We start from the raw sequence: 25019 nt of genomic DNA, 5'->3' as shown, positions 1-25019 counted from the left end.
AATGCAGCAGATGGGGACTACGAAATCCTTATCGGAGCATCCATGGAAAGCGGAAGCCAGATTATCTCTTTGCCTCTGAGCATCAGCATCAATCCAGACATGGATACCCAGGCGTTAAGTGCATATCTTGAGATGAGCTCAGCTATACCGGGTCTTGAGGTTCGACCTGAAAATGTTGCGGAATTTATCGTATCCCTGAAAAACAGGTACGACCAGCATATAAAGCTCAACTTAAAACCGCTCAGCAAACCAGAAGGCTGGAATGTGGAATTCCTCTCAGATACGGATGATAAAGTCAGGCTGACCACGCTTGATCTGCCAGCCAGAGGCGAGCAGAAGTTCAATGTAAAAGTCAAGCCTGCCCTGAATGCCAGCGACGGCATATACCCCATACTCGTGGGTGCTGTTAGCGAAGAGAAAAGCGTATCCCAGAGACTTGAGATCACTGTTAACAAAGGTCTTGAGAGGAGCCAGATACTCAGCCTTTATCCGAGCTACAGCGAGGTAACGCTCAATCCAGGCAGTTCAACAGAGATCAGGGTAACCCTGAGAAACGGTGGGAATGAGGCTTTAAGCAATGTGCAGCTTGAGATACAGGACGTAAGCGGCATCAGCACTCAAATAAGAAGTTTCGGAACGATAGAAAAACTGGAGGCGGGAGAATCAAGGAGCATTCCTGTTGAGATCACAGCAAGAGCAGATGCAGGCTCAGGGATAAAAGAGATATTCATGCGTGCCAGGAGCGGCGATGTTCAGGGCGAGGAAAAGAGCATCAAAGTCAATGTTGAAAAATCAGGATCAAGCGGAGTGGCAGGGATCGGAATGGTGGTGCTGGCGGTTGCTGCACTGGTGTTCATAATACGCAAATTCGGGAGAAGATAAAATATGGATGCAGAAAAAGAAAAAAATGAAGACATTATAGAAACAATAGATCTTACCAAGCGTTTTGGTAAGAAAAATGAGATCACTGCAGTGGATTCGCTTAACCTTTGCGTTAAAAAGGGCGAGGTCTTTGGCTTTGTGGGACCTAACGGCGCAGGCAAGACCACAACAATGAAGATGCTGATAGGCTTGCTTGAACCAAGTGGCGGCTCAGGGAAAGTTGCGGGCTTTGATATCGTGAGGGAGGTTATCAAGATAAGGGAAGCCACGGGCGTTTTGCCTGAACCTGCTGGCTTCTATGATAATCTTACTGCAAGGCAGAATCTGAGATTCTATGCCAAGCTCTACGACATCGATGAAAAGACAAGGGAGAAGCGGATTGTTGACCTGCTTGAACTTGTGGGTCTTGAGCGTGCCGTAGACTAGAGAACGGGCGGGTTCTCTACTGGCATGAGGAAGCGATTCGGTCTTGCCCAAGCACTGATAAACGAGCCAGGTGTTCTTTTCCTGGATGAGCCAACGAGCGGCATAGACCCTCTTGGCGCGCAGATGATGCGGGATTTGATCAAGAAGCTCAGCAAGGAAAAAGGCGTGACAGTATTTTTAAGCAGCCACCGTATGGCTGAGGTTGAGGAGATATGCGACAGAATAGGCGTGATTGCTCGTGGTAAGCTGCTTGCTGTGGGTACGGTGGAGGAACTCAGGGATAAGGTGAGGGAAAAAGAGGGAGTAAGATACGCACTTGAAGTACAGGATTTGCCGGTGCAGAGGGTTATGGAGGGATTGAAAGGACTGAAAGGTGTGCGATCTGTCGAGCCATTGAATGGTCATATCTCACTGCTTACAGATTTGGGCGCCAGAATGGAAATAGCCATGACAGTGAAATCCATGGGCGGAACCATATCCATGTTCGAAGAAGAAAGGATGGATTTACAGAGGGTGTTCCTGAAGCTGATAGAGGCGGCATAAGGCTGGCGAGCAAAATTATGAAAAGAAATGTTGAAAATGTTTTCGTGGTAGCGCAGAAAGAGTTTGCCGATAGCATCTGGAGTCCGAGATTCTATTTGATTCTCGGGATATTTATGATTGCACTTCTGGTAAATGGGTATCAGGCAGGACAGAATATATCAGGTATGAGCGGAAGATTCTTTGCAGGGCTCTCTCCTCTTACGATGGGTTTTATGGGTTTCGCTTCTCAAATGAGCCTGCTTGGTCCTTTGATAGCAATTGTACTTGGATTCGATGCCATAGTTAAGGAAAGAAAATCAGGTTCACTTAATGTGCTTCTGACTCATCCTGTGTACAGGGACCAGGTGATTACAGGCAAGCTTATCGGTATGATGGTCACGCTTGGTCTTGTTGTGGTTATTGCGGTTGGGGCATCTGTGGGTGTGATGCTTGGCGTATCGGGAATAACGGTGTCAGTGGAACTTATCAGCAGGATAGCAGTGTTTATGATGCTGGCATTTTTGTTCATGTTGGGCTATCTGGCGCTCTCCGTAGCAGCATCCACGTTTACTAAGGAGTCATCGGATTCACTTATTTACAGCATAGCGGTATGGCTAGTGCTGGGTCTGCTGCTGGGTATGGTAGCTTATACGGCAGCAGGGATCATTACAGGGCAGCAGAGGATGTTTGAGGTATCTTCTGATGATCCATCTTCCATGGAAAAAATGGAAAAAAGAAATAAAATTGCACGGAATATTATGTCCTTATCCCCTTCTACACATTTTACTGAGCTTATAAACGGACCTCAGATATCTGGAGGATATGTTGTTACATCTGCCGGAGGGGCAGGTGAGAGGCCATCTGAGATGCGCGGTCTCTTTGATACAGGTTTTACTCTTGGACACTGGGTAGAGCAGAACTGGGTTAACCTGGTTGTGTTGATCGTGACTCCTGTAATCCTGTTATTAGTATCTTATATGGCGTTCATGAGGCAGGATATAACATTATAGTGGCAAAACCGTAAGATAGATGCTGTTAAATTACCATATTATATCATCTCAGCACAGTTGATATGGATGCACCTGCGCATGTGCTATCCCGAAGTCCTTTATCGAGTCTGCCATCAGTATATCTGTCATCGCAACCGCAGGTGCGGCGTATTTTGCGTTCTCGATCGGTCCTATGAACATGGAATTAGCGCCGGCAGTTATGCCTATGGTATTCGCTGAGATATCCGCTATCCTTCGCTCTTCTTTCTCTGCATTCTTACGAAGCCATGCCCATGAACTTGGAATATTATGAGCGCCCACACCTGTAGACAGACCATATCTTGCTTTCACCACCGAGAGTAAACGAAACGAGGAGCCTGCCCCCTGACCGAATGGCTGAACCCCGGGGTCGTAGAGACTCTTATCAAACCCGCATTCTTTCGCGACCGCAATAAGCCCTTTCTCTGTAAATCCTCCGCCGTCTTCAAGAAGCGCAATCCTTGCTTTTACTCCTGGATCCTGCATGTTAAAGCCCAGGATTATCACACCCTCAATTTTTGACTTTGTGAGCGCGACTATTTCCTCGCTATCGATCATCAACCGATGAAGCTATCGAAGAAGCTCTCCATATTGGTTTTTCCACTGTGGGACGAATTCGCAAAAAATTCGTAGAAGGGGAATTGGAATACGCCCTGAACAAGCTTCCCCGTCCAGGTGGAGAACGAAAACTGAAAGGAAAACAGGAAGCTTTCCTTATTGCTCTGGCTTGCAGCAACCCACTAGAAGGAAGAAAGACCTGGACAATGCAACTTCTGGCTGATAAGCTGGTGGAATTGGGTATATATCATAATTAGTGTGGTGAGCCACTAGCTATTAAAGTGTAGAGTCTCAACCAAAATATTAATATCATACCAGACAGTATCATCTGTCATGGCAAAGGATAGAAAACTGGTACAGTCAGATAATTGCAGCGGGTGTGGAGTATGTGTTAGCGTCTGCCCCACAAATACGAAGCAATCAAAGGCAGAAGATTTTGATATAGATACTGCAAAACTTGCTATTAATGTAATCAACGGCGCTGCAGTAATAGATTATAACACCTGCATAGCATGCGGAATATGCTCTAAGAATTGTCCGGCAGGTTCACTGGCGATGGTTGCAGTGTAATTATAGTATAGTTATCTGAAAAATTTAATATAAGTAATATTAAAAAATTTTGTTATATTTTATTAAAATAAGCCAAGATAAGATAATTAACCACAGAGTCGGCTATGAACTGTGATTCATAGATAACAATGAAAAAGACGATTAACAACGAACTCAAAACGAACTTAAACGAACTCATTAGCCCGAGTTCGTATCGAGTTCGTACCAGTTCGGTGTTTATATTAGCTGAACCACATCCATGCTTAAAGTAGATACCATAGGCAAGGATATCAAAAAAGCTGCTGATATCATAAGGAGGGGGGGAATTGTCATCTATCCCACGGAGACAGTGTACGGTATCGGGGCAAATATTTTTTCAGAGGATGCTCTAAAAAAAATCTTTGCAATTAAAAAGAGGACTGAAGATAAACCAATCTCGGTTGCTGTATCTGATTTTAGGATGATGGAGAAGCTGGTGTATACAGGCGACAGGGAGAGACGTTTTATCGGGCGATTTTTACCCGGACCTGTAACTGTTCTACTTAAGAAGAAGGAAATAGTTCCTGATGTTCTGACACCTGGTACTGACCTGATCGGCATACGCTATCCTGAGCATAAAATCGCAATCAAACTCATTGAACTTGCTGGTGTTCCTATTACCTCAACCAGTGCAAATATCTCAGGAGAGGCTCCGCCAAAGAGAGTAGCTGAGATAAAAATAGATGCAGATTATATCCTTGATGGAGGGGATTGTACAGGTGAGCCATCGACTGTTGTTGATCTTGTTAACTGGAGAATCCTGCGTACAGGTGCAAAATATGATGAAGTACTGGCTGCCCTCAGGGAGATATAGAAACGTTTATAATAGTTAACACCGTTAACCTGCCTGGTGACTACCAAATGAGGAATTGTCTTTGTTATCGCTAAAAGCGACAATAAAAATGATAACATATCAACAGTGAAAACAGATACCATGATAGAGAATCTTCCTCCATCTGCGAAGCTCGTTTTTAAAATACTTGAAAAAGGAAGATTGTTGACTCAAAAAGATATCACAAGGGAAAGCTACCTGCCCCCAAGGACTGTTAGATATGCACTGGATCGTCTGAGGAAAAAAAATATGCTTGAAGAGTATTTTTATTTCAAGGATGCACGCCAGAGCCTCTACGGAATAAAAAATGGCGCAGTATCAAAGGAGGGCGATGTGTAATCAGAATACTTTACCACGACACAGGATTTGATACATTTCCCGCATCGAATGCAATCCTTCTTAATTCTAAGTTGCGGCTCGATACTGACAGCGCCGACAGGACAAACCTTAAGACACACGCCGCATTTTGTACACTTTTTTACCCTGATCGACTGCTTTGCTGTATTTTCAAATAGTGACAGGGCATCCTCCTTACTCCTAGCATTCACAGATATATGCCCTGATGAGAATACCTTGATACTGGAGTTATCTCTTCTTATCAGAAGCAATCCCAGATCCTCGGAGAATATGCTCTCACCCAGGATACCTGCGATATTTAGCACCTCATAGGGCATAAGCCCTGTTAGCCTGCCTTCTATGGTGTATCCACCTGTTTTGCACGGTGAAACCCCGCCGGTAACAGAGATCCCGAACTCCTCCTTCTTACTTTTTAAGGTCGTATCTATATTCAGTTCCTCAGCCAGGCGCTTCATCTTGGGAGGCAGGGTCTTCCAGCGCCAGAAACCATGTTCTATGAACGCATCGCTCAGTCCGTGTTCTCCCGCCCACTCCAGGAGATAATCATTCCAGCGCTTAAAAAGTTCGGGGTGTAATTCCTTGAATCTATAATACTCTGCTGAGAGTTCTGCAGGGCACAGCCAGCAGCCGACGCGCTCAAAACCAAGATCATACAGCGGATTATATTCAAGTCCCCGGTAGTAGAGGTAAAGCCATACCTCAATGGCTCGCCAGTTGCGTATCGGGAAAACGCTCACCTGCCCTGGAATGAAAGGGTTCTCTTCTTTTGGGGCTATCCGCGAACGGATGAAGGACTCATATTTCCTCTTTCCATCGATCGTGATACATTTGCGCCCTCCACGTGTGCACTCTTCTATCACAGTATTTATCGGCGCAAGCTTGCAGATCTTGCAGCACCATCTAAAATCCTTTGCAGGAGGGCCGAAGCTCGGGAGGTTCTCAAAGAAGGCTTCTTTTGCCTCAACTTCTGTTAAATCGATATTATTCTCCCTGCAGAACCTTCTTACAAACTCAACAGTTTCTGGAAACTCAATACCTGTGTTCGCAAAGAACACCTTGATCTGCCCTCTTAAAGCACTTCTTGTAAGGTCAAGTGTGGTAAGACTGTCTTTTCCTCCGCTGAAAGAAACGTACACAGGCGAATCCCTGAATTCTCTCTGGTTGGCTATGCCGCGGATTGTATTGACAGCATCCCTGACAAGATTCTTCATGTATGGCGCATTAGCGCGGACAATATCATCCAGCGAGGGATTTTTGGATAGAAAAGCTATCTTTTTTGAATCGATCTTCTTTATCCTTAATGATTTTCCCGGGTTTTTCAACTCGCTGCTGTCCCTGTATGATATACCAAATCCAGCCAGGTTTTTACCGGTCAGAAGGACAGTATCGCCGCTCTTGATATCATCCGAGCACTCAAGTATCTCACTCCCATCTATTGCTTTCCCGCTCAGGTGGCGCCCGTGCGAGGAGATCCTGATGAGCTTTTTATGGATGCCAGAACCAATGAGTGCCAGGGCTCCTTCGATCATCAGATCCAGCCTGAAGACAAGCTCTTTCATATCGAATCTCAATATCCCGAAGCGAATGCCGTCCACTATTATCTCATCGGTCTTATCTTCACCCGGAATTTTATTCAAAAGAACAGGCTTTCCGGCAAGTGGATTGGCGCCAAATGAACCTGACATCAGGTCGTTGATTATATTTTGTTCGTGCCGGGATGAGAACCTTATGTCTCCGGGCTGAGTGAGCTCGATTGATGGGCATTTTTCATGGCATATGCCGCACTGCCCATCCAGCAGCGGGATATTGCACTTTCTGCACCAGAAAATATAGTCTTTGTTCACTTTCCATGAACTGTTTGAAGTTACTGATTTTTGTCCCTGGCTGGTGCTTCTTCTAGATATGTCTTCCATCCCTGCTCATTTAATCTTTTCATAACCAACTCTCGTAAATGAGAGTACATCCAACGGCGCATCCTCCATTGCCAGCAGATACTTAACTGCCTTGAGGTCATTATCCGCTTTTCCAATCCCTCGCAAGACTATATCCTCTTTCATGCCTCAATCCCTTCTAAATAGACTTCGTTGGAGATGGTATTTGCAATGGTTTTTTCCTCTTCAAACGATTCAGCATCTTTTAAAATTATATCAAATGAAATAAAAGGATAAAACTCGTGCAGCTTTTTGTAAATTTCAAACCACAGTTCCTTTTTTGTTTTTGCATCCAAAGGTTTCTTCAGGACTATCAGGAGATCCCAGTCGCTTTCCTCTCTAAAGTCTCCTCTTGCTCTGCTGCCGAATAATAGAATTTTGGAGTATTTAATGTTCAGATCAGATAATATGCGTTTTAATTTATCCGAAATCTCTTGTTTGCTGTCCATTTCTTTATCAGACATCTTTGTTCTCCATAATAAAAAGAATCTCTTGCTTCAGTTCAGGAATATCTTTTTTTACCACACCCCAAACCCTTTTCATATTTATCCCAAAATATGCGTGAATTAAAACATCCCTCATGCCTGCAATCTTTTTCCAGGCTATATCTGGATATCTATTTCTGAAATGTTTATCTATATTTTTGACAGCCTCACCAATAATCTCCAATCTTCTCAAAACCGCATCCTGGACCTGACGATTCTTATAAAATTCTTCCTCTGTAAGCGTACCTGTGTATTCCTCTATTGCAAGTATGCTTTCCCAGATATCCTGAAGATAGAGCTTTACATCCCTTTTCATAGGATAGCCACCTCCTCGCTCAATATTTGTTCCCTGATAAGTGGCTTAATTGTGGAGTATTCAACCAAATCAACCTTCCTGCCGAGGGCTTCCTCAAGTTCTAATTTAATTCCCACGAAATCAAGGAGACTTATATCATCTCTTTCAATCTCTACCAGAATATCCACATCGCTATCTTCTCTTGCCTCGCCTCTCACAATAGAGCCAAAAATTCCTGACCTTTTTATACCATATTTTTTAAGTATGGGCATGATTTTGTTTTTTATCTCAGTTATCTGGTCGTTCATTTCTATACTCCTTCTATTATCTTAACCCACTCATGCGTTTTTATCTTCTCGATCCGCGCCTGAATCTCTTTATCGCTGCTCAGGGCGCCGTAAACCTTTTCGATGGTTTTCAGACTCTCTTTTTGTGACCTTCTCCCACCAATAAATTGGCGGGCATCCATCTTATGCACTCGCATGGGGTTTTTCTCCTTCCATGTTCATCTGCACTTTCAGCCAGTCATCTCGGCATTGAAGAGCATTGTATCGTTCTATACTACTGTTATACATCCAGATTGCAGTAGCATCGATCTTATGTGATATATTGTATGCAGCATTGAAATCAGCATCAATCTTGGCTTTGCAGCTATGACAGAGGATATATGAGTAGCCATACACCCATTTCCTTGTTGTCAGCATAGAGCCGCAGATATGGCACCGCCTTGATGTATTGTATTCATCCGTCATTAGCGTGGGATAACCGTTCTCCGCTCTTTTCAGTGCTATGAACTCTCTCTGTCTGCTGTATGACCACTTGCCTATTCGTTTTCTCAGGGAAGGCATACCGTTGCCTCTGAACTGCGTCTGTCTGAAATTCGTATCGCCTATTGCGATCATAGAACCTTCTGTGAATTCGGCTACCTGATTGGCAAGGCACCAGTCGTAGTATGTTGATACGTTGGCTCTCTTGTTCCGAAGTTCTCTTAGCTTATCCCATTTCTCGGCTTCCTGTAACGATGCTATTATAGCATCGTATTTGTCAAGAAGGTCTCTTTTTGCTGCATCCAATAAATGCTCTTCACGAGGAAAAGGCCCTCTTAACAGTACGACTGCTACGGTTCTGTTTAAACCCTGGTCTATTCCTCCGATGGAACTTATTGGTTTATCCTCTACCATTTTCGTGATAGAGATATGAATATAATATTTCTTACCGTGTTTGATTATCTCGAAATCGTTTATCTCTGCATTCTTAAGTTGGTTCAGGTGATACTGAGACGGATTTAAGGGTATGTCTATTGTTTTTCTTTTTTCAAGTGTAGAGATATGTATCCAGAGCGGTGAGAATTTGCCTTTACCCATTTCTACGTTTCCTGTCCTGTAATCGAATCTGCATGGGGTCTTTTCATTGAAGGAAGGTTTTGAAGGCTCTCTCTTGAACAGTTTTTCAAGGAATTTCTCCCTCTTTGCCCTTTCTTTTTCGTCTCTTGAAGAGGCTACCCTTTCTTCTGCCCTCTTTACTTTTGCTTCCCACTTCTTATGATGCTTTTTGTATGATCTCCATGCCCATATGACTTTATCTACACACTGGTCTATGAAACCGGCTGATAGACCTGTTCTCAAAGCTATGTTGTTGTCTTTTACCAGTTTTCTTATTGTGTGGCGGTCTATCTCGGTTTCTTCTGTGATGAGTTCTGAAATCAGCATGATGCAGTAGGTAATTCTTGCGGTGAGTCGGTCCAGTATGCCTAGTTTAGTGTTTGTTGTATCATAATGAACTGGAACTTTAATGGTTTTCTGAATCCGCATAGCCTTTTTCCTTATGTGTTTTATAATATAATAACCTCATGTAAGCGATGTGAAATTATTCTTATTATGGTTTTTGTACGGGCTGTATCCCTCCTTTTCAAAGGAGGGGATTAGCCCTGAATGTATCCTAAAATCTTTTTGGCTGACTGGAGCCCATCCACTAATTCCAACCTCTCAAGAAGGGTGAAGGATATAAGTTGCCTTCGCAATCTATACAGAGCACATGTATATTGCTAAGAAGAATCCAGAAAAATGCTGCTTCTGTGGTGTATGCATAAACCACGTAGCATGTCCTGCCGGGCTTTTTTCAGAGAACTGCATAGGCTGCGGAGCCTGTATGCTTGCATGCTCAGGAGAAGCCATAGAAATGGTTGAGGATAAAAGGCAGAGAAATACTATAAAATTCGAGTTCAACAACAGAGTTCTTGAGGCGCCTGAAAGAATAACAATAAAAAAGGCTCTGGAATATGCTGGAATAAGATTCTCAGAGCTGCCAGATGGCTTATATTCACCCTGCAATGCGGGCGGCTGCTACTGCTGTGCGGTTTCTGCTGATGGAGAAGTTGTTCCTTCCTGTATCACCGAAATAAAAGATGGGATGAAACTGAGCCCTGCAAGTAAGCCTTTAAGGGTTGTGACAGGTTTTGTACCGCATATGGTTGGAGGCGTGGGAACGCCCTATTATTTGAAAAGCTATTCATCATACATAGAAGTAGCATGCTTCACTCATGGCTGTAATTTTCGCTGTCCTCAATGCCAGAATAATGTGATGGCATTCACAGGAGGAATGGCAATTTCTCCAGAAACTGCTGCTGAGGTGCTCACAAGTGTGCGTTCGATGTATAAGGTGAATAGAATGGCATTCTCAGGCGGAGAATGTACCCTTAACAGGCAGTGGCTTACAGGTGCAATAAGGCATCTTAAAGAGCTGAATAAAGATAAGAAGGCAAGAATTCATGTAGATACCAATGCCTCGATATTTACAAAGGATTACCTTGAGGAGCTTGTCTTAGCAGGCATGACTGATATCGGTATAGATATAAAGTCACTGCATCTGGATACCTTTGAGAAAATAACAGGCACTGATGGAAAAACTGCAAAAACATATCTTGAGAATGAATGGTTTTCTGCAAGATATATGATCGAGAACCATCCAGAGGTTTTTACAGGCATTGGTATCCCTTACAATAAGGCACTTATCTCAAAAGAAGAAATCTACGATATGGGGCTGAGAATAGCAGATATAAGCAAAGATGTGCAGGTCTGTGTGCTTGATTACAGGCGGGCGTTTAGAAGGGAAATGGCTGCTCCTGACATTCAGGAGATGAAAGAAGTAAAGGAGATTTTAAACAGTACAGGATTAAAAACAGTGATCGCTCAGACAATGAAAGGGAATATAGTGCCTTAGCAATAGATACGAAGCGAATAGGCATTAATAAGCTCTACTTCAAATAAGGATTTCACCAATTACTCAAACCATATCTCCAGAAAATAAAAGCCTGCGATTATCAATCCGCTGATTATGGTCACCACCAGGATTGATACCAGCGCTGTCAGGGCAGTCAGTCTCTTTCCCGTATCCCTGGTAGAGAATACAAGCCCTAGTACAATGAACAGGATTATGACCGCAACTCCATGGGTTGTCCAGTGGTGGCCTGTTGCAGCTCCCATCCACTCCTTCAATGCTTCATCTAACTCTTTTGCAATAACAAGCAGAGCATTGAACAGGCTCACTACTATAAGCGACAGAGTGAATCCTTTAGTATATTTTCCGATCGATCTGCTTACCATTTATATCACCCGGGCAAAAGTCCCATCCTTACTCCCATGGATATCACAGCCCCGAATCCTTCCATGGTAAGTCCAAGGAGCATGATCAGTCCTGCAACTGTCAGCACCAGATTCCTGGCACTTCTATCAGCGTGAAGGTTGCTGTTGTACACTGCAACCGGCAGGAATGTACTGAGAAAGAGCAATGAGAAGAATACATGCTCCTTTACCTCCATAAAGAACGAGTGTGCCCATGGCCAGGGACCTGCCAGTATTATATCCCTATCAGCTCCATAATATTCCACATACCAGTATCCTCCGAGCAGGTAGGATAACCATATAAACAGGGCAACTGCTATACTTGCATATTTTATTCTTTTTATATTGCTCTCACTTACATTTAAGACCTCTGCGAATACCCAGACGCCTCCAAGTATTCCCAGTACGCCGAACAGGACGTGAGATATTAATATTCCCTCTGTGATCAACACGAATTTAACTCCCCATATTTAGTTGGGTTTTTTAAAATAATAAGCCTTGTGCTCCGAATAATATTTAACAGAGGCATGTGAATTAATCTCTATGGTATATGTCACCAGTTACAGGTGTTTTCGCTGCGGGAGAAAACATAAGCCCAATGAGATAGAACGTCTGCCAATTCCGAGATGTGAGTGCGGCTCTGCTCTTGATGCTGAATATGATTACAAATCTATACAGAGGGTTATTCTGCGGGATGATTTTATGCGCGCAAAGCCCGCACACTGGAAATACTGGGCGTTTATGCCTGTAAAAGATCTCTCCAGGATTATAACAATGGGAGAGGGGAATACTCCCCTGCTTGAGAACAAGAGGCTTGGTAAGGGCGAGCGATTGCTTATAAAGTATGAAGCAGCAAATCCCACAGGTTCTTTTAAAGACAGGGGTTCATCCCTTGAGATAACCAAAGCGCTTGAGTCTGGAAAATGCAAGGTCGCTCTTGCCTCTACCGGTAACATGGGAGCAAGCGTGGCTGCGTATGCGGCTTATGCAGGGCTTGAGTGCAGGGTATACATCCCGGATATAGTGGGTAAAGAAAAGATAACGCAGATAAAGGCTTACGGTGCCGGGATAATAGATGTAGAAGGAGATTACTCTGCTGCAATCAAACAGGCTGAGGAATATGTTGCATCCCATACTGAATCATTTTTAACAGGTGATTATACATGGCGCAGCGAGGGTACTAAAACCGTGGGATTTGAGATAGCGGATCAGTTATACTGGCGTGTCCCGGATCATATTGTAGTGCCTGTGGGCAACGGCACGCTTATATGGAGTATTTCTGAGGCCTTCCGCGAGCTTGTGCTTGTGGGGATAACAGATAAAATACCCGGTATAACAGGTGTGCAGGTTGAGAACTGCGCTCCTGTGGTTCATGCATGGGAGAACGACCTTAATGAGATTATACCTGTCCGCAACCCTGATACAGTAGCAACTGCCATAGCATGCGGTGATCCCACATATGGTCTTGCAGCACTTAAGGCGATCCGGGATTCAGGCGGTGAAGCCCTGCGAGTCTCTGATAAAGAGGCGCTTGATGCACGGGATAAGCTTGCAAGGAACGGAATTTTTGTTGAGCCAAGCGGGGCTGTGGCATACGCTGGCATTATGAAAAAGGAGTTATCAGGCACAGTTGTTTGCCTTGCAACAGGACACGGATTGAAGGATATGTACGGGCTGATGTGATTTTATTTTTTTGATTTGCTTTTAGAAGTAATATAATTCTCAACGGCTTCAAGGAACTCGTAAAAATCTTTTGAATCTGCATGTAAATAATTATATGCTCTGGAATCATCCACTTTTCCATATAGATGAACCAGCAGATTTCGAAAGCCGACAAGCTCCTCAAGTCTTGATCCCAGGTATTTTGATATTACACCGTGTTCGGCAAGCTTTTTTACCGTATCTTTACTGTCGGCAGGAATTCCAAACCCTTCCTCCGATATTATTAAGTTGCAGATATCTAACAAATTCTCGCATGCCAACTGGAATGCCCTTTCGCATGCCCTTTTCCTCATCCCGCTTTTTAAATAATCATCTTCATCTTCAGGAAGGTATTCCTCAAGCTCTCTCAGGTAATTTTCCAGTTCATCCATTTTTTCAATCAATCTTTCGTTGTCCAAGTCAATCATCTCAGCTTTAACCTGACACGCTTCATAACGCCTGTATGATAATCCCTTTTCATCCTCTGGTACCTGACGTATTCGAGATCATTTTCCTTCGCAAGGGTCAATACGTAATAGGGATCTTCCGTGTAAAGCACCTTCCCTTCAAGAAAAACTCTTTTGCGTATATATACTGGCAATTCGCTGAGTAATGAGATATCTATGCTCTCAGGCACTATATTATTAAGAGCAATTCTCTCCTTTAAGCTCACATCAGCCTCCGGCTTTGGTACGATGCATATATCCACATCGCTTTCCGCTCTTCCAGTCCCCTTAGCCTTGGAACCAAACAGAACAATCGAGTGAATAAAACTAAACTGCTTTAGCCTTGAAACAATCTCTTCTATTTCGTCTTTCATTTAAGGCTTTTTATGTTATGTTTATATTTAAAGATAGCCAGATTCACATCGTACGCTAAAGCTAAACTCCGCTTGCAAGCGGCGCCTCCCCGGGTCTGGGCGAAGCCCAGCGCAGCTATTACCGAGAAAGATTGAAGGATATTTTAAATCTGCCTTTTCTCAAGTTTCTTTACAGTCGGACAGTGGAGGATTTTCCCATCGAAATTAAAACGCGAACCGTGACAGGGACAGTCCCAGGATCTCTCTGCGTTGTTCCAGCTAACGATACACCCCATATGAGTGCAGACAGGAGAAAGTGCATGTATCTCCCCTCTATCGTCTTTGTACACAGCAGCTTCCCTGTCATCGATCTCTGCGACTTTGGCCTCACCCACATCAAGAGGAGTAAGTTTCTCAGGTCTTGAGAGCCTGCCTCTTATGAGGGTTTCAGCGATATGTATATTCTGTGTGATCAGTTTCGCTCCTGTGGTCATGAGTTTCAGGCGGCCCGGATCATACAGTTCATAATAAGGGTTGGGTCTGCCAAGGATCAGATCAGATAAGAGCATACCGGCGATCGTACCGTGTGTCATACCCCAGCCCTTAAAGGCAGTGGCTACATAGAAGTGCCTGCTGCCCGGGATAAATCTTCCAATAAAAGGAACCCTGTCAAACGAATAATTATCCTAGGTAGACCAGCGGTAATCGATCGATTTGACCTGGAAATGATCGCGGGCAAATCGCTCAAGCCTCTTATAATGTTCAGCCGTATCGGTCACATGGCCTGTGGCGTGATCCTCTCCTCCAACAATGATCAGGGGACCATAAGGAGTGGGCTGGGTGCGTATGTAATGAGACGGGTACTCACTGCTGTCAAACATCTCTTCCGGGATCTCATCAGCAACCCGTATGCCCAGGACATACGAGCGGTAGGGCGCCATACGCATAAAGAGCAGTCCCTCGTTAAGAATGGGATAGTGAGTAGCAACGATAACATTCTTTGCTGTTAAGTAGCCCTTATCGGTTTCAATTCTATGCGGTTCACCTGCCCCAACATCAAGAGCACGTGTATTCTCAAATATGAAGCTGCCATCGCCCGGGATCAACTTTGCCAGGGCCAGGAGGTACTTACGCGGGTGGAACTGCGCCTGGTTCTGGTAATGAATAGCACCATATGTCTTAAACGGAAGAGGCGCTGCATCCAGGAAGGATACAGGAAGGCCAAGACTTTCAGCAGCTTCGAACTCGGTTTTAAGTTTATCCAGGTCGTCTCTGTTCTCTGCGTAAATGTATTCTGATGTTCTTCTAAAATCACAGGCAATGCTGTTATCCCCCACCAGCCGTGCGATCCTCTCTATGGCCATCTGATTGGCATCAGCATACTGCTTTGCACCCTCTTTACCAAAATGGTCGATAAGGTAGCGGTAAATAATATTATGGGCCGAAGAGATATGGGCAGTTGTATGTCCTGTAACCCCTTCTAAGATCCTGCCAGCCTCAACAACGGCAACCGTCAGGCCTGCATCTTTCAAGAATAATGCCGAGGTTATACCTGCTATCCCTCCTCCCAGAACTGCAACATCAACGGAGATATTCTCCGGCAATGAGGGAAAGTCAGTTTCGGGAGTACTTGCTATCCAGAACGATTTCGCTCTACCAGCCAGTCCATACTGGCTTTTTGGTTTATTTTTCTTTTCTACCATTCTAATCACCCTCTTTAACCCCATATACTCTGCTGGATAATATGTCCTAACATAATTACCTTTAATATTTTGCCTATAAAAGAGTTATGGTGTTGTTGACACAGAGAAATATATCCAAAAAAGCTCTCCGTGCCTCTGCGACTCTGTTGGCTTCATAAAAAATTGCCACCAATACTACGAATTGATTCGCAGTTATAGCAATCTCTTTTAGTATCCATGCTAATCAATGATAACAATGCCAGAGAACGATGCCAGCACGGGTGATGAGAAACTCCTCATACTGCCCCTTGGTGAGGAGTCCAAGAGGATAACACAGGTTATATCAAATGATACTGCACGACAAATAATCGAGCTTCTGGCTGATGTACCGCTCTCTGCCTCGGATATCGCAGAGCACTTACATGCTCCAATATCAACGATTGTTTATAATCTTGAGAACCTGGAGGACGTTGGACTTATAAGGATAGATAAGATTAAATACAGCGAGAAGGGTCGGGAAGTCAAAATCTATGCGCCTGTGAGAAAGCTCATTGTCGTTGTGCCGGAGAAGGCTGATAGAAGATCCGTAGTTGATATGCTAAGAAAGTATCTTGGTGTAATATTTGCAGGTGCGTCTGCTTCAGGTATGATCGAGTTCTTCATGAGAAAGGACAGGAATGCAAAATTTGCGCAAAATACAGACGGCACATTGAGAGTGCAATATCCAGCATCCGATCTATCGGCAAACGCTACATCCATGCCTGAAGGGATTCTGAGCGAGACCATAAAAGATGCAGGAAGTTACGATACAATCGATGCTATGCCCACGGTTACTCCTGTGCCTGCAGATATAACAGAATCTATAACTCCATCTGAGATACCCGAACCAATCGTTTATGCGCCACCAACGACAGATATCCTGAACGACACTACGGTAACGCCAGCAACTGCATACGATGCGGCAGAAAGAGTTACGCCTGATATTCTTACGAGGATAGCTGATACGATTGTAACTCATCCTGGCATTATGTTCTTTATTGGATGTCTGTTTGTAGTTACCCTGCTTATTATAATGGATTACCACAGGAAGAGAAAGAGCCGCTAATAAGTCCATATTTGCAGCTTTTTTAGAGTTGTGATTATTTAATAGCCTGACTATAAATCAGATTTTTAATAAAATTTTATTATAATTATGATAAGAAAAGTATATATAGAAGTGCAAACAATGAAAAACCCGTACTGTTAAATAATTAATATGTAAAGGAGGCTATTTATGAACATAAAACCAATAGGTAAGAGAGTTTTAATTAAACCCGTCAAAGAGAAAGAGAGGACTAAAGGTGGTATATATATTCCCGAGACTGCAAAGGAAAAGAGAAAACAGGGAATTGTAGTAGAACTGGGTACCATCGAAGAAAAAGAATTCCCCATAAGTAAGGGTGATGTAATATTATACACAGGTTACAGCTCTGAAGAACTGGAAGTAGATGGGGAAAAATATCTTATCTTGGATTCAAAGGACATAATTGCAAAGATTGAGGAATAATATGGCAAAACAACTGATATTTAATGATAAGGCAAGGCATGCTCTCATGAGAGGGGTAGATCAACTGGCAAATACGGTAAAGATCACGCTGGGACCAAAAGGCAGGAACGTGGTTCTATCAAAGAGTTTTGGAAGCCCCCTGATCACCAACGACGGTGTTACCATTGCCAAAGAGATCGACCTGAATGACGCTTATGAGGATATGGGAGCTAAACTGGTAAAAGAAGTGGCAACAAAGACCCAGGATGTGGCAGGTGACGGAACAACGACAGCTACACTGCTGGCCCAGGCCATACTTCACAATGGTATGAAGAACATCACAGTGGGAGCCAATCCTATTGAGATCAAGCGTGGCATCGACAGGGCGACAGAAACAGTGGTAAAAGCTATAAAAGGCATGAGTGAAGAGGTCAGGAGCAAAGAGAAGATCACACAGGTAGCCACCATTTCGGCGAACAATGATGAAGTGATAGGTAACCTGATCTCAGATGCCATGGATAGAGTAGGGGCTAATGGAGTCATAACAGTTGAGGAGGCAAAATCCATGGAGACATCACTGGAGGTTGTGGAAGGGATGCAGCTTGATAAAGGCTATATCTCACCGTACATGGCCACAGATAAAGAGGGAATGGAGACCGTACTTGAGAACCCTCTGATCCTCCTGTATGATAAGAAGATAAGCTCCATGAAAGAATTCCTCCCTGTACTGGAGGCTATAGTGAGAGAAAATAAGCCCTTGCTAATCATAACCGAAGATGTGGAGGGCGAGGCTCTGGCCACTATTGTGCTTAACATCATCCGTGGTACACTCAGGGTTTGTGCGGTAAAAGCACCTGGATTTGGTGATGAGCGCAAGGAAATCCTTGAGGATATCGCTGCACTTACGGGCGGTAAGGTCATAAGTGAGGATCTTGGCATGAAACTTGAGAACACCAAATTATCAGATCTGGGCAGCGCCAAGAAGATCAGAGTGAACAAGGATAAGACCATAATAATAGAAGGACAGGGTAAGGGAGAAGATCTCCAGAGGAGGATATCCATCCTTGATGGACGCATCAAGCTTGAGGAATCGGATTATAAGAAGAATGAACTCAAGAAGAGAATGGGCAAGCTCTCAGGTGGCGTTGCTGTGATAAACGTGGGTGCTGCCACAGAGACAGAACTGAAGGAGAAAAAGATGCGCATAGATGATGCCCTGAATGCCACCAAAGCTGCCATAGAAGAGGGCGTGGTGGCTGGAGGAGGTGTGGCTTTACTCAGGGCAGCCGATGAACTTGGCAGCCTTTCCCTGGATGGCGATCAGATGATAGGAGTGGATATCATAAAGAGAGCCGTAGAGGAGCCCCTGAAGCAGATCGCGACCAATGCAGGCAAAGAAGGTTCTGTGGTGGTTGAGAGGCTGAAGGGAGAGAAAAATCCCAGTATCGGCTACGATGCAAAGACAGATGCCTACAGGGATATGATCGAGGCAGGTATCATCGATCCTGTAAAGGTAGTACGAAGCGCGCTGCAGAATGCGGCCAGCATAGCCAGTCTGATGCTTACCACAGAAGCCCTTGTGGCAGATATCCCTGAGAAGAAGAGCGAAATGCCAGTACCAGGACCTGAAAGCTACATGATGTAGTTTCAAAAAGTAGTAGCTATACAAGATCCTGAATGCTGTATGAATTGGAGCATTCAGGATTTTTTACCTGTTTTTATGAGAGCCTTTATCCACTATATTTTGCAGCCAGTTGCTACCTTTATCGAAATCAAAAAAGAATTATTGATGAAATCGCTTTCTTCCATTCCTGTCTTCCTGTCTCCTTGATTGTTATCGAAAGATTAAAATAATAACAAGGCACAATATCGCTTGGGAGTCACCATGAAGACTATCACTATCAAACAATTCAACGAAAAGAACGAAGAAATTGCAGATATGCTTATGTATTTGGGAATGAGAAGACCTATTGCCAGGATCCTGAGCTATCTTAAACATGTGGATGAGGCTACATCTACGGAACTTGAGAGAGGCACGGGATTGCGCCAGCCTGAAGTTAGCATTGCTATGAGAGAGTTAAAGGAACATGACTGGGTAAACGAGAGGGAAGAGAAAAAGCCAGGTAAGGGAAGACCATATAAGATACACTCACTTAAAATCGGCTTCAGTGAGATAGTGGCCCAGCTTGAAAGACAGAAGAAAAAAGCTGTTGATGAAGCGCTGCTAAAGATCGAACGATTAAAGGAGTTGGGAAATATTGCACCCATTAGCTCATAATAATATTTGTGAACTACCATAGTCTCAACTCATTAGAGTTGGGTTATGGACTTTTTGACTGAGGGGTTAAAATAACTACAGCAACACCCCTCACTTATTCCCCACCTCATACCATTCCTTGAATTTACTTTGCTTGAGTTCACCTATTGTAGCGAGGCATTAGTGGTAACCGTCGACGGTTAGAGAGGCGATCGTATCAGGGAAAAGTTTAAACATAACGAAGTGAATCAATTAAGCAAACGGGAGGTGAGAACGGTATGAGAAAGATAGTGCTTATCTCTATCCTCGTAGCATTATTTGCGGCTATCAGCGCTCAGCAGGCTCTGGCAGATGCACCTGCAAATCCCCAGTGCTGGGGTGTTGTGACGTCGCAACTGGCAAAAGAGGGTGGCGTCGGTGAGCATGCTTCGAACCAGGAAGAGCCCCGCGCTGGGCTGGGCAACATCGCCAGACTGTTCGGGTTCGATCATGTCAGCGATTTAGGCTCCTTCTTAGCTACAGTTGACGGTGTCGATGCAACGCAGTGTCCATAAGGTGTTGAAAATATTGAATGCCAAGACCTGGCATTCAATTCTATTTCTTTAAACTCATAACTAAAATTACCACACGCTTCAAACCCTGAGTTTGGCGTGCCCAAAATTAAAATATTCTAATAATATATTCTAAAAAATTAATAAGCGGATACCCCTTGAAGTGAGGATAACCGCTGGATGCGTTTTAGCATATTGGGATGTGTGCTCAGCATCTCCATGAGCTTATCCGCAGTGTTTACTTTAATTGGTCTTGTCCTGAGCGCGGCCAGTTCAGTTGCATCGATGGTGCCGCTCCCGTCAAGGTCAATCTGGGATAGCTCCCTTATCTCACGGCTTGCGCGGGACGGGTCACTGGCGAAAAATGCCTTCATACCTTCGACCTGCTTTAATGACTCCTTTGGTATTCTGGCGCTGCCGTAGACGAGTTTATACAGTGCTGATGCAAGCTGGTGCGGACTGTTCCCAAGCTTTACCGCACCCTCATCCGCAGAGTATTCCCTGATCCTTGACACATACAGCACAAGAAGGTTTGTCAGGAAATATACAGCAAAAGCCGCTATGCCGATGAGTATATTGTTTCCGCGGTCTCTCCCGCCTGAGAACAGCGAGTTCCATGCCAGATACCAGGCTATCATAGGGATAACGCTTATCATCGTTATAACTGCCACATCTCTGTGCTTCAGGTGCGATACCTCATGAGCCAGTACTGCCCTGAGCTCCCTCTCATTAAGAAGGTTCATTATCCCTTCAGTGACGCATACACGTCCGTCCTTTGCCCATCGCCCGAATGCGAAAGCATTGGGTATCGGTATTCTTGCAATGCCTATCTTCGGTTTTGGTATCCTTGCATCTCTGGCAAGTTCAGCTACCATCCTGTGAAGAGCAGGATACTCCTGTTCGTTAACATATTTCACGCCCATAGACCACTCTACCATCTTTGGGCCCAGCATGTACTGGATGAACATCATAAAAGATGCCAGAATACCGTAGAAGATCCAAAGATCACTTATTCCGATACGATTAGCTGCAAATACTACAAGTCCATAGACTATGGCAAACATTGCTGCCATTACTAGATACAATCTCAATTTAAGCCACATATTCTATCTCCTTTATTTATACTTAAATAAATACTTTATCCAACTTATCATGGGCAGAAGAGAGCGCTTCACTGCCTGCGATCTCTGCTGCAAAACAATCTGCCATATACTCAAGCTCAGATTTTTTATGCGAAGAAAAAGTCATAAGAGCAAGCTGTCTCAGATACGGCATCCTTGAGTTGTTACGGATATGCCACGCCTCATGCGCCAGTACAGCTCTCAATTCATCATCATTCAATATCTCAAGAAGCCCGATTGATATAAAGATAGACCTGCCTGCAGCAAAAGCCCTTGGTGCTGCTGAATCGTAGTAGTACACAGTGGCAGCTGTCAGCTGGCTCACAAATCCCTGTACCCATTCCACTATGTTACCTGCTGGTTTTGCATTGAGTCGCCTGATCATTACCCTGTCATAGAACCGATGTACTCCGAACACCAGGATACTGGACATGGCTGCATAGATCAGGTAAAGATAGGTCGTCAGCATTCCATCGCACTTCATCAGATAGAAGGTAGCAATGATAGCCAGAAGTACCGTAATCTGGGCAGATACAAATATCAAAAGCCTGTGTTTTGGTCCCCTGACCATGAGGCTTGCTGCCAGTAAAGATATTGAAATAACCACAAGAGACACTACAAAAGGAGCAAGATGGGATGATTCAAGGCACAGACCAAAGCAGCTTATTTCACCGAGAATGTTCATTTCTTATCACTGTACTTTGAGAAATTCTCAAGTGCAAGAGGACCGAATGTATCCACAAGGCTGTCCAGGATTTTCCTGGTGATCTCACTGGCAACTTCCTCCTCAGAAAAAGCGGGAGCATACACATAGCGCACTCTGCCGTTTATGTTGTCGATCCGTCTGGTTGCGTACCCTGCCTTGACCAGACGATCAAGAGTACCTGCTATGCTTGTTAGCGGAATATTTGTCCTTTCGGTCAGCTCTGATGTCATCATCTCCCCTTCAGCCCATAAAGTCCTCAGGATTTTGGCTTCTATAGGACTGAAGAACTTAGTTAGACCCGTGTTAGAGATATTTATTTGATCCAGCTTAACCATGGGTTTACAATTGGCGTAAAGGGTATTAAATCTATGGGAACGTGAAAAATTTAAACATATGTTTTCCAAAAACTATAATTAATAACCCGCATGTTCTGTGTACCATGGACTTACAGAGAATAGCAAGAGAGATCAGGGAATTCGAGGGCGTAACCCGTAAGAAGCCTATTGCTGAAATCATTAATGTATTCGAGAGCGTGCGATGTGAGTATTCAAATTCTGTTGTGGATTTTGGTGATGATGCCGCGGTTGTTGATATAGGGGGAGATGATTACATACTGTTTGCCGCAGACGGCATCTGGGCCCGGCTCATCAATGCGAGCATGTGGTGGGCTGGATATAGCTCTGTGCTTGTTAATGTCAACGACATAGCAGCCATGGGCGGTAAACCCGTTGCCATGGTGAATGTGCTCTCTTCGGCTAATAAAGAGGCGTGCAAAGAGCTTCTTGGAGGTATCAGGGACGGGATAGCCAAGTTTGGCGTTCCAATGGTTGGAGGTCATATGCATCCCGATACACCGTATACATCGCTTTCAGTGGCTATTATCGGTACAGTGAAGAAGGGATGTGAGATCAGAAGCAGTACTGCGCGGGTGGGTGACACAATAATTGCAGCCTATGATATGGATGGAAGAGTGGGGCCGAATTCGCCATACAGTTTTGACTCCACGACCATGAAAGAAGCAGAGGAAGTACGCAGGAGGTACAGGGTGATGCAGATACTCGGAGAGCGCGGTCTTGTTACATCTGGAAAGGATATCAGCAATCCTGGCCTGATCGGAACGCTGGGGATGCTTATTGAGACAAGTCATGTGGGGGCACGCGTTGATCTTACAGAGATACCGGCTCCAGCAGGCATTGATTTTATACAGTGGTTAAAGATCCATCCTGCGATTGGTTTTGTAGTAACATCCCTGCCTGAGGATGAATCTGAAGTGATCAGTCTTTTTGAAAATGCAGGATACAGGGCAGCAGGTATTGGCAGTATAGAAGATACATCCAGGCTTGATATATGCTGCGATGGCGAGAGTACGGCGGTTTTTGATTTCGATATTGATATTGTGACAGGGATTAATCAATAACTATTAACGGATACTGCCATCCGTTTAACAATTCAGGCATTTAAGACAGGCTCTTAGACGCCTAGCGGCCACCGCACTGAAGCCGTCTCTACGATTGATATATCCAGTTTCTCGGCCAGATGCACCCTCACAGGTTCTACTATACCATCTATGCCGGCCGCAGACGGCGAAAGTTGCCTCGCCAGGCGTACAGAGCGCAGGCGCCAGGGCGCATGTTCAATGCGTACGCCATAGGTCATGCCGCCCGGCATGCATGCATAGACCCAGAAACGATCGACCAGGAAGCTATCAAGGCTGCCGGCTGGTACAGTTGCAGTGACAACATCATCAACCTCACCCTCAATATCCTGACCGAATGCGTGCAGAAGCACATGGCCATCATGCACCTTCAGGTCAAGATCGCGGGCGAATCGGTACGGCATGCCGAGCAGACGTGCGCCAAGAGATGGAAGATAGCGGTCAACAAGGGTATCAAGCAGCACTATCCCGGGCCCCGGACCGCCAGTGGCATAGGTGCGCACATTAAGCTGGTTGTAGTCAAGCAGGGTTCTGCTCAATGGCATAAGCGGCCATGGTGCTGGCCCGGTTACATGCAGCGCCACAAGACTGACATAAGCATCACCTTTGAACAGATCAATCTGAAGGCCGGGCGGGATATGTGGCAGGAGCTGTGATGAAGACACGCGCCAGTGCACAAAAAAGATGTTTGACCAGTGCATTTGCCCGTAGTTCATGTCGTCCCCCTATGCTAAGCTTTATAGTAAGTATTGATTATAAAACTTATCTAAACAAAAGTCTTAGTATCCCTCCTGCCCTGACATAGATCAATGATCGGGCACAGGCCGCACTTCGGAGATATCGGCCTGCATATATCCCGTCCGAATCTCACCAGCAGCTCATTGATATGTCGCCAGTGTTCTTTTGGAAGGGCAGAGCGAAGTTTTATCTCGGTTTCTTCTGGTGTTTTTGTGCTTACAAGTCCCAGCCTGTTTGAGATCCTGTGAACATGGGTATCTACGGCTATAGCATCAAGACCAAAGCCATAAACAAGCACGCAATTGGCAGTCTTCCTGCCAACACCCGGAAGCAAGAGAAGAGTATCCATATCAGCAGGGACCCTGCCCTGAAAATCATTATCGATTATCCGGGCTATTTCCTTCAGGCGCGGTGCCTTCACACGATAGAACCCCACCTCGCGTATCAATTCCTCTATATCATCAACATCTGCATCCGCAAGTGCACCAGGTGTGCCATATCTGGCAAATAGTTTCTCTGCTGCCCTGTCAGTGACCTCATCACGGGTACGCTGGGATAGAACAGTGGATATAAGTACCCGGAAAGGATCGTTTGATTCGAATTTGCCTGGAGGATACCGTTTTTTCAGGCGCTCCATAATCATATCAACGGTCATGCGGGTAATTCGGCACGATGAGTAATAAAGATAGGGTATTCCAGTAGCTAACACTTTTGTATCAAGTAGATGATTACTTTAGACTCTCATGGTTACTGCCGAAATGTGAAAAAGTGTTAGCTACTAAGGATATAGGCTATTAAGCCTACACCTCTTTTGCACTACTGAGTATTTCTTCTTTTGACATACTCTTTTGGTGTGTATACTTAAGATGCTGCTGAACAATAGATGCCAGTTCATTCTTATCTTCAACCCTAATCATGAATGGGCATGCTATACCAGCAGATTCGCAATCCAATTCCCACGCCATTATATTCACCCCCCA

The 25019-nt window shown here is 44.6% G+C and carries 33 protein-coding genes and 2 pseudogenes; 15 read left to right on the top strand and 20 right to left on the bottom strand.

All coding sequences use genetic code 11. The features are described 5' to 3' along the window. From ANME2D_RS18505 to ANME2D_RS14570, 3 genes and pseudogenes are all read left to right on the top strand, one after another. The coding region (locus tag ANME2D_RS18505) for a COG1470 family protein (RefSeq protein WP_048093131.1) at positions 1 to 882 on the top strand (882 nt) is incomplete at its 5' end. 3 nt (positions 883 to 885) lie between these two features. Continuing rightward, a pseudogene (locus ANME2D_RS18925) lies at positions 886 to 1851 on the top strand (ABC transporter ATP-binding protein). Positions 1852 to 1868: 17 nt separating this feature from the next. Then, entirely contained in the window at positions 1869 to 2840 is a 972-nt protein-coding gene (locus tag ANME2D_RS14570; protein WP_048093129.1) for an ABC transporter permease, read from the top strand. 48 nt (positions 2841 to 2888) lie between these two features. On the opposite strand, the gene ANME2D_RS14565 is transcribed toward ANME2D_RS14570, so the two are convergent. Further along, a complete protein-coding gene (locus tag ANME2D_RS14565) occupies positions 2889 to 3416 on the bottom strand; it encodes a hypothetical protein (protein ID WP_052368953.1) in 528 nt (175 codons plus the stop codon). Positions 3417 to 3448: 32 nt separating this feature from the next. Between ANME2D_RS14565 and ANME2D_RS17540 the strand changes: the two are divergent. The 4 genes and pseudogenes from ANME2D_RS17540 to ANME2D_RS14545 form a co-directional block, all read left to right on the top strand. Next, a pseudogene (locus ANME2D_RS17540) lies at positions 3449 to 3661 on the top strand (helix-turn-helix domain-containing protein); the annotation flags it as partial. A gap of 88 nt (positions 3662 to 3749) precedes the next feature. After that, a complete protein-coding gene (locus ANME2D_RS14555) occupies positions 3750 to 3986 on the top strand; it encodes a 4Fe-4S binding protein (protein ID WP_048093123.1) in 237 nt (78 codons plus the stop codon). Positions 3987 to 4224: 238 nt separating this feature from the next. Continuing rightward, positions 4225 to 4818, top strand: a complete 594-nt coding sequence (locus ANME2D_RS14550) for an L-threonylcarbamoyladenylate synthase (protein ID WP_048093121.1) — start codon at positions 4225 to 4227, stop codon at positions 4816 to 4818. A 120-nt stretch (positions 4819 to 4938) separates the two neighbouring features. Then, positions 4939 to 5175, top strand: coding sequence for a MarR family transcriptional regulator (locus ANME2D_RS14545; protein ID WP_048093119.1), 237 nt, complete (start codon positions 4939 to 4941; stop codon positions 5173 to 5175). On the opposite strand, the gene ANME2D_RS14540 is transcribed toward ANME2D_RS14545, so the two are convergent. Genes ANME2D_RS14540 through ANME2D_RS14520 form a run of 7 tightly spaced genes read right to left on the bottom strand, consistent with a single transcriptional unit; the run spans position 5130 to position 9715 of the window. Next, positions 5130 to 7106, bottom strand: coding sequence for a phosphoadenosine phosphosulfate reductase domain-containing protein (locus tag ANME2D_RS14540; RefSeq protein WP_048093116.1), 1977 nt, complete (start codon positions 7104 to 7106; stop codon positions 5130 to 5132). The genes ANME2D_RS14545 and ANME2D_RS14540 overlap by 46 nt on opposite strands. Before the next feature lie 6 nt (positions 7107 to 7112). Beyond that, positions 7113 to 7250 (bottom strand): hypothetical protein, encoded by a 138-nt coding sequence (locus ANME2D_RS18225; protein WP_157834151.1) that lies wholly within the window; start codon positions 7248 to 7250, stop codon positions 7113 to 7115. After that, complete coding sequence (locus ANME2D_RS17110; RefSeq protein ID WP_052368952.1) at positions 7247 to 7588, bottom strand: nucleotidyltransferase domain-containing protein; 342 nt, start codon at positions 7586 to 7588, stop codon at positions 7247 to 7249. The genes ANME2D_RS18225 and ANME2D_RS17110 overlap by 4 nt, the downstream gene beginning before the upstream one ends. After that, on the bottom strand, positions 7581 to 7925 hold the full coding sequence (locus ANME2D_RS14530; RefSeq protein ID WP_048093114.1) for a HepT-like ribonuclease domain-containing protein: 345 nt from the start codon (positions 7923 to 7925) through the stop codon (positions 7581 to 7583). The genes ANME2D_RS17110 and ANME2D_RS14530 overlap by 8 nt, the downstream gene beginning before the upstream one ends. Next, positions 7922 to 8212, bottom strand: a complete 291-nt coding sequence (locus ANME2D_RS14525; RefSeq protein WP_048093112.1) for a nucleotidyltransferase family protein — start codon at positions 8210 to 8212, stop codon at positions 7922 to 7924. Before ANME2D_RS14525 ends, ANME2D_RS14530 begins: the two co-directional genes overlap by 4 nt. Before the next feature lie 2 nt (positions 8213 to 8214). Beyond that, on the bottom strand, positions 8215 to 8388 hold the full coding sequence (locus tag ANME2D_RS18220) for a hypothetical protein (RefSeq protein WP_157834150.1): 174 nt from the start codon (positions 8386 to 8388) through the stop codon (positions 8215 to 8217). After that, positions 8375 to 9715 (bottom strand): zinc ribbon domain-containing protein, encoded by a 1341-nt coding sequence (locus tag ANME2D_RS14520; RefSeq protein WP_048093110.1) that lies wholly within the window; start codon positions 9713 to 9715, stop codon positions 8375 to 8377. The genes ANME2D_RS18220 and ANME2D_RS14520 overlap by 14 nt, the downstream gene beginning before the upstream one ends. A 223-nt stretch (positions 9716 to 9938) precedes the next feature. Between ANME2D_RS14520 and ANME2D_RS14515 the strand changes: the two genes are divergently transcribed. Further along, positions 9939 to 11123 carry a radical SAM protein gene (locus ANME2D_RS14515; RefSeq protein WP_048093108.1) on the top strand — a complete coding sequence of 395 codons (1185 nt, stop codon included), beginning with the start codon at positions 9939 to 9941 and terminating at the stop codon, positions 11121 to 11123. A 59-nt stretch (positions 11124 to 11182) separates the two neighbouring features. On the opposite strand, the gene ANME2D_RS14510 is transcribed toward ANME2D_RS14515, so the two are convergent. Both ANME2D_RS14510 and ANME2D_RS14505 read right to left on the bottom strand, forming a co-directional pair. Continuing rightward, positions 11183 to 11506, bottom strand: coding sequence for a hypothetical protein (locus ANME2D_RS14510; protein ID WP_048093103.1), 324 nt, complete (start codon positions 11504 to 11506; stop codon positions 11183 to 11185). A 5-nt stretch (positions 11507 to 11511) separates the two neighbouring features. Continuing rightward, on the bottom strand, positions 11512 to 11976 hold the full coding sequence (locus tag ANME2D_RS14505) for a hypothetical protein (RefSeq protein ID WP_198527442.1): 465 nt from the start codon (positions 11974 to 11976) through the stop codon (positions 11512 to 11514). 91 nt (positions 11977 to 12067) lie between these two features. Between ANME2D_RS14505 and thrC the strand changes: the two genes are divergently transcribed. Continuing rightward, positions 12068 to 13207, top strand: a complete 1140-nt coding sequence (gene thrC / locus ANME2D_RS14500; RefSeq protein WP_048093101.1) for a threonine synthase — start codon at positions 12068 to 12070, stop codon at positions 13205 to 13207. Positions 13208 to 13209: 2 nt separating this feature from the next. Here thrC and hepT read toward each other — a convergent pair whose 3' ends face one another. From hepT to ANME2D_RS14485, 4 genes are all read right to left on the bottom strand, one after another. After that, complete coding sequence (gene hepT, locus ANME2D_RS14495; RefSeq protein ID WP_157834149.1) at positions 13210 to 13617, bottom strand: type VII toxin-antitoxin system HepT family RNase toxin; 408 nt, start codon at positions 13615 to 13617, stop codon at positions 13210 to 13212. Positions 13618 to 13649: 32 nt separating this feature from the next. Then, entirely contained in the window at positions 13650 to 14045 is a 396-nt protein-coding gene (locus tag ANME2D_RS14490; protein ID WP_048093097.1) for a nucleotidyltransferase domain-containing protein, read from the bottom strand. Between the two features lie 143 nt (positions 14046 to 14188). Further along, the gene (locus tag ANME2D_RS18215; protein ID WP_157834148.1) at positions 14189 to 14617 is read right to left on the bottom strand and encodes a Rieske 2Fe-2S domain-containing protein; all 429 of its coding nucleotides are present in this window, start codon (positions 14615 to 14617) and stop codon (positions 14189 to 14191) included. A gap of 93 nt (positions 14618 to 14710) precedes the next feature. Then, positions 14711 to 15727 (bottom strand): NAD(P)/FAD-dependent oxidoreductase, encoded by a 1017-nt coding sequence (locus tag ANME2D_RS14485; protein ID WP_157834147.1) that lies wholly within the window; start codon positions 15725 to 15727, stop codon positions 14711 to 14713. A 235-nt stretch (positions 15728 to 15962) separates the two neighbouring features. On the opposite strand from ANME2D_RS14485, the gene ANME2D_RS17105 reads away from it, so the two are divergent. The 5 genes from ANME2D_RS17105 to ANME2D_RS14460 all read left to right on the top strand — a co-directional run bounded on the left by ANME2D_RS17105 (position 15963) and on the right by ANME2D_RS14460 (position 20042). Beyond that, positions 15963 to 16811: an ArsR/SmtB family transcription factor gene (locus ANME2D_RS17105; RefSeq protein ID WP_157834146.1), complete on the top strand. Its 849-nt coding sequence runs from the start codon at positions 15963 to 15965 to the stop codon at positions 16809 to 16811. A gap of 168 nt (positions 16812 to 16979) precedes the next feature. Further along, positions 16980 to 17252: a co-chaperone GroES gene (gene groES / locus ANME2D_RS14475; RefSeq protein WP_048093094.1), complete on the top strand. Its 273-nt coding sequence runs from the start codon at positions 16980 to 16982 to the stop codon at positions 17250 to 17252. Position 17253: 1 nt separating this feature from the next. Then, entirely contained in the window at positions 17254 to 18876 is a 1623-nt protein-coding gene (gene groL / locus ANME2D_RS14470; protein ID WP_048093092.1) for a chaperonin GroEL, read from the top strand. 240 nt (positions 18877 to 19116) lie between these two features. Beyond that, positions 19117 to 19509 (top strand): MarR family transcriptional regulator, encoded by a 393-nt coding sequence (locus ANME2D_RS14465; RefSeq protein WP_048093090.1) that lies wholly within the window; start codon positions 19117 to 19119, stop codon positions 19507 to 19509. A gap of 257 nt (positions 19510 to 19766) precedes the next feature. After that, complete coding sequence (locus ANME2D_RS14460) at positions 19767 to 20042, top strand: hypothetical protein (protein ID WP_048093087.1); 276 nt, start codon at positions 19767 to 19769, stop codon at positions 20040 to 20042. A gap of 137 nt (positions 20043 to 20179) precedes the next feature. On the opposite strand, the gene ANME2D_RS14455 is transcribed toward ANME2D_RS14460, so the two are convergent. Genes ANME2D_RS14455 through ANME2D_RS14445 form a run of 3 tightly spaced genes read right to left on the bottom strand, consistent with a single transcriptional unit; the run spans position 20180 to position 22201 of the window. Beyond that, complete coding sequence (locus ANME2D_RS14455; protein WP_048093084.1) at positions 20180 to 21142, bottom strand: zinc metalloprotease HtpX; 963 nt, start codon at positions 21140 to 21142, stop codon at positions 20180 to 20182. A gap of 22 nt (positions 21143 to 21164) precedes the next feature. Then, positions 21165 to 21845 (bottom strand): M48 family metalloprotease, encoded by a 681-nt coding sequence (locus ANME2D_RS14450; RefSeq protein ID WP_048093082.1) that lies wholly within the window; start codon positions 21843 to 21845, stop codon positions 21165 to 21167. Next, positions 21842 to 22201 carry a MarR family winged helix-turn-helix transcriptional regulator gene (locus ANME2D_RS14445; RefSeq protein WP_081810310.1) on the bottom strand — a complete coding sequence of 120 codons (360 nt, stop codon included), beginning with the start codon at positions 22199 to 22201 and terminating at the stop codon, positions 21842 to 21844. Before ANME2D_RS14445 ends, ANME2D_RS14450 begins: the two co-directional genes overlap by 4 nt. Positions 22202 to 22305: 104 nt before the next feature. On the opposite strand from ANME2D_RS14445, the gene ANME2D_RS14440 reads away from it, so the two are divergent. Further along, on the top strand, positions 22306 to 23283 hold the full coding sequence (locus tag ANME2D_RS14440; protein ID WP_048093079.1) for a methanogenesis marker 2 protein: 978 nt from the start codon (positions 22306 to 22308) through the stop codon (positions 23281 to 23283). A gap of 53 nt (positions 23284 to 23336) precedes the next feature. On the opposite strand, the gene ANME2D_RS17100 is transcribed toward ANME2D_RS14440, so the two are convergent. From ANME2D_RS17100 to ANME2D_RS17535, 3 genes are all read right to left on the bottom strand, one after another. After that, entirely contained in the window at positions 23337 to 24017 is a 681-nt protein-coding gene (locus tag ANME2D_RS17100; protein ID WP_052368950.1) for a DUF2071 domain-containing protein, read from the bottom strand. 50 nt (positions 24018 to 24067) lie between these two features. Continuing rightward, on the bottom strand, positions 24068 to 24694 hold the full coding sequence (locus ANME2D_RS14430) for an endonuclease III domain-containing protein (RefSeq protein ID WP_048093077.1): 627 nt from the start codon (positions 24692 to 24694) through the stop codon (positions 24068 to 24070). 145 nt (positions 24695 to 24839) lie between these two features. Next, entirely contained in the window at positions 24840 to 25004 is a 165-nt protein-coding gene (locus tag ANME2D_RS17535) for a DUF1059 domain-containing protein (RefSeq protein WP_081810309.1), read from the bottom strand. Between the last annotated feature and the right edge of the window lie 15 nt (positions 25005 to 25019).

Origin of the sequence: Candidatus Methanoperedens nitratireducens, from assembly GCF_000685155.1 — an archaeon.
Lineage (GTDB): Archaea > Halobacteriota > Methanosarcinia > Methanosarcinales > Methanoperedenaceae > Methanoperedens > Methanoperedens nitratireducens.
Note: the sequence above shows the minus strand (reverse complement) of the source record. Positions and strands in the feature narration are given on the sequence as shown.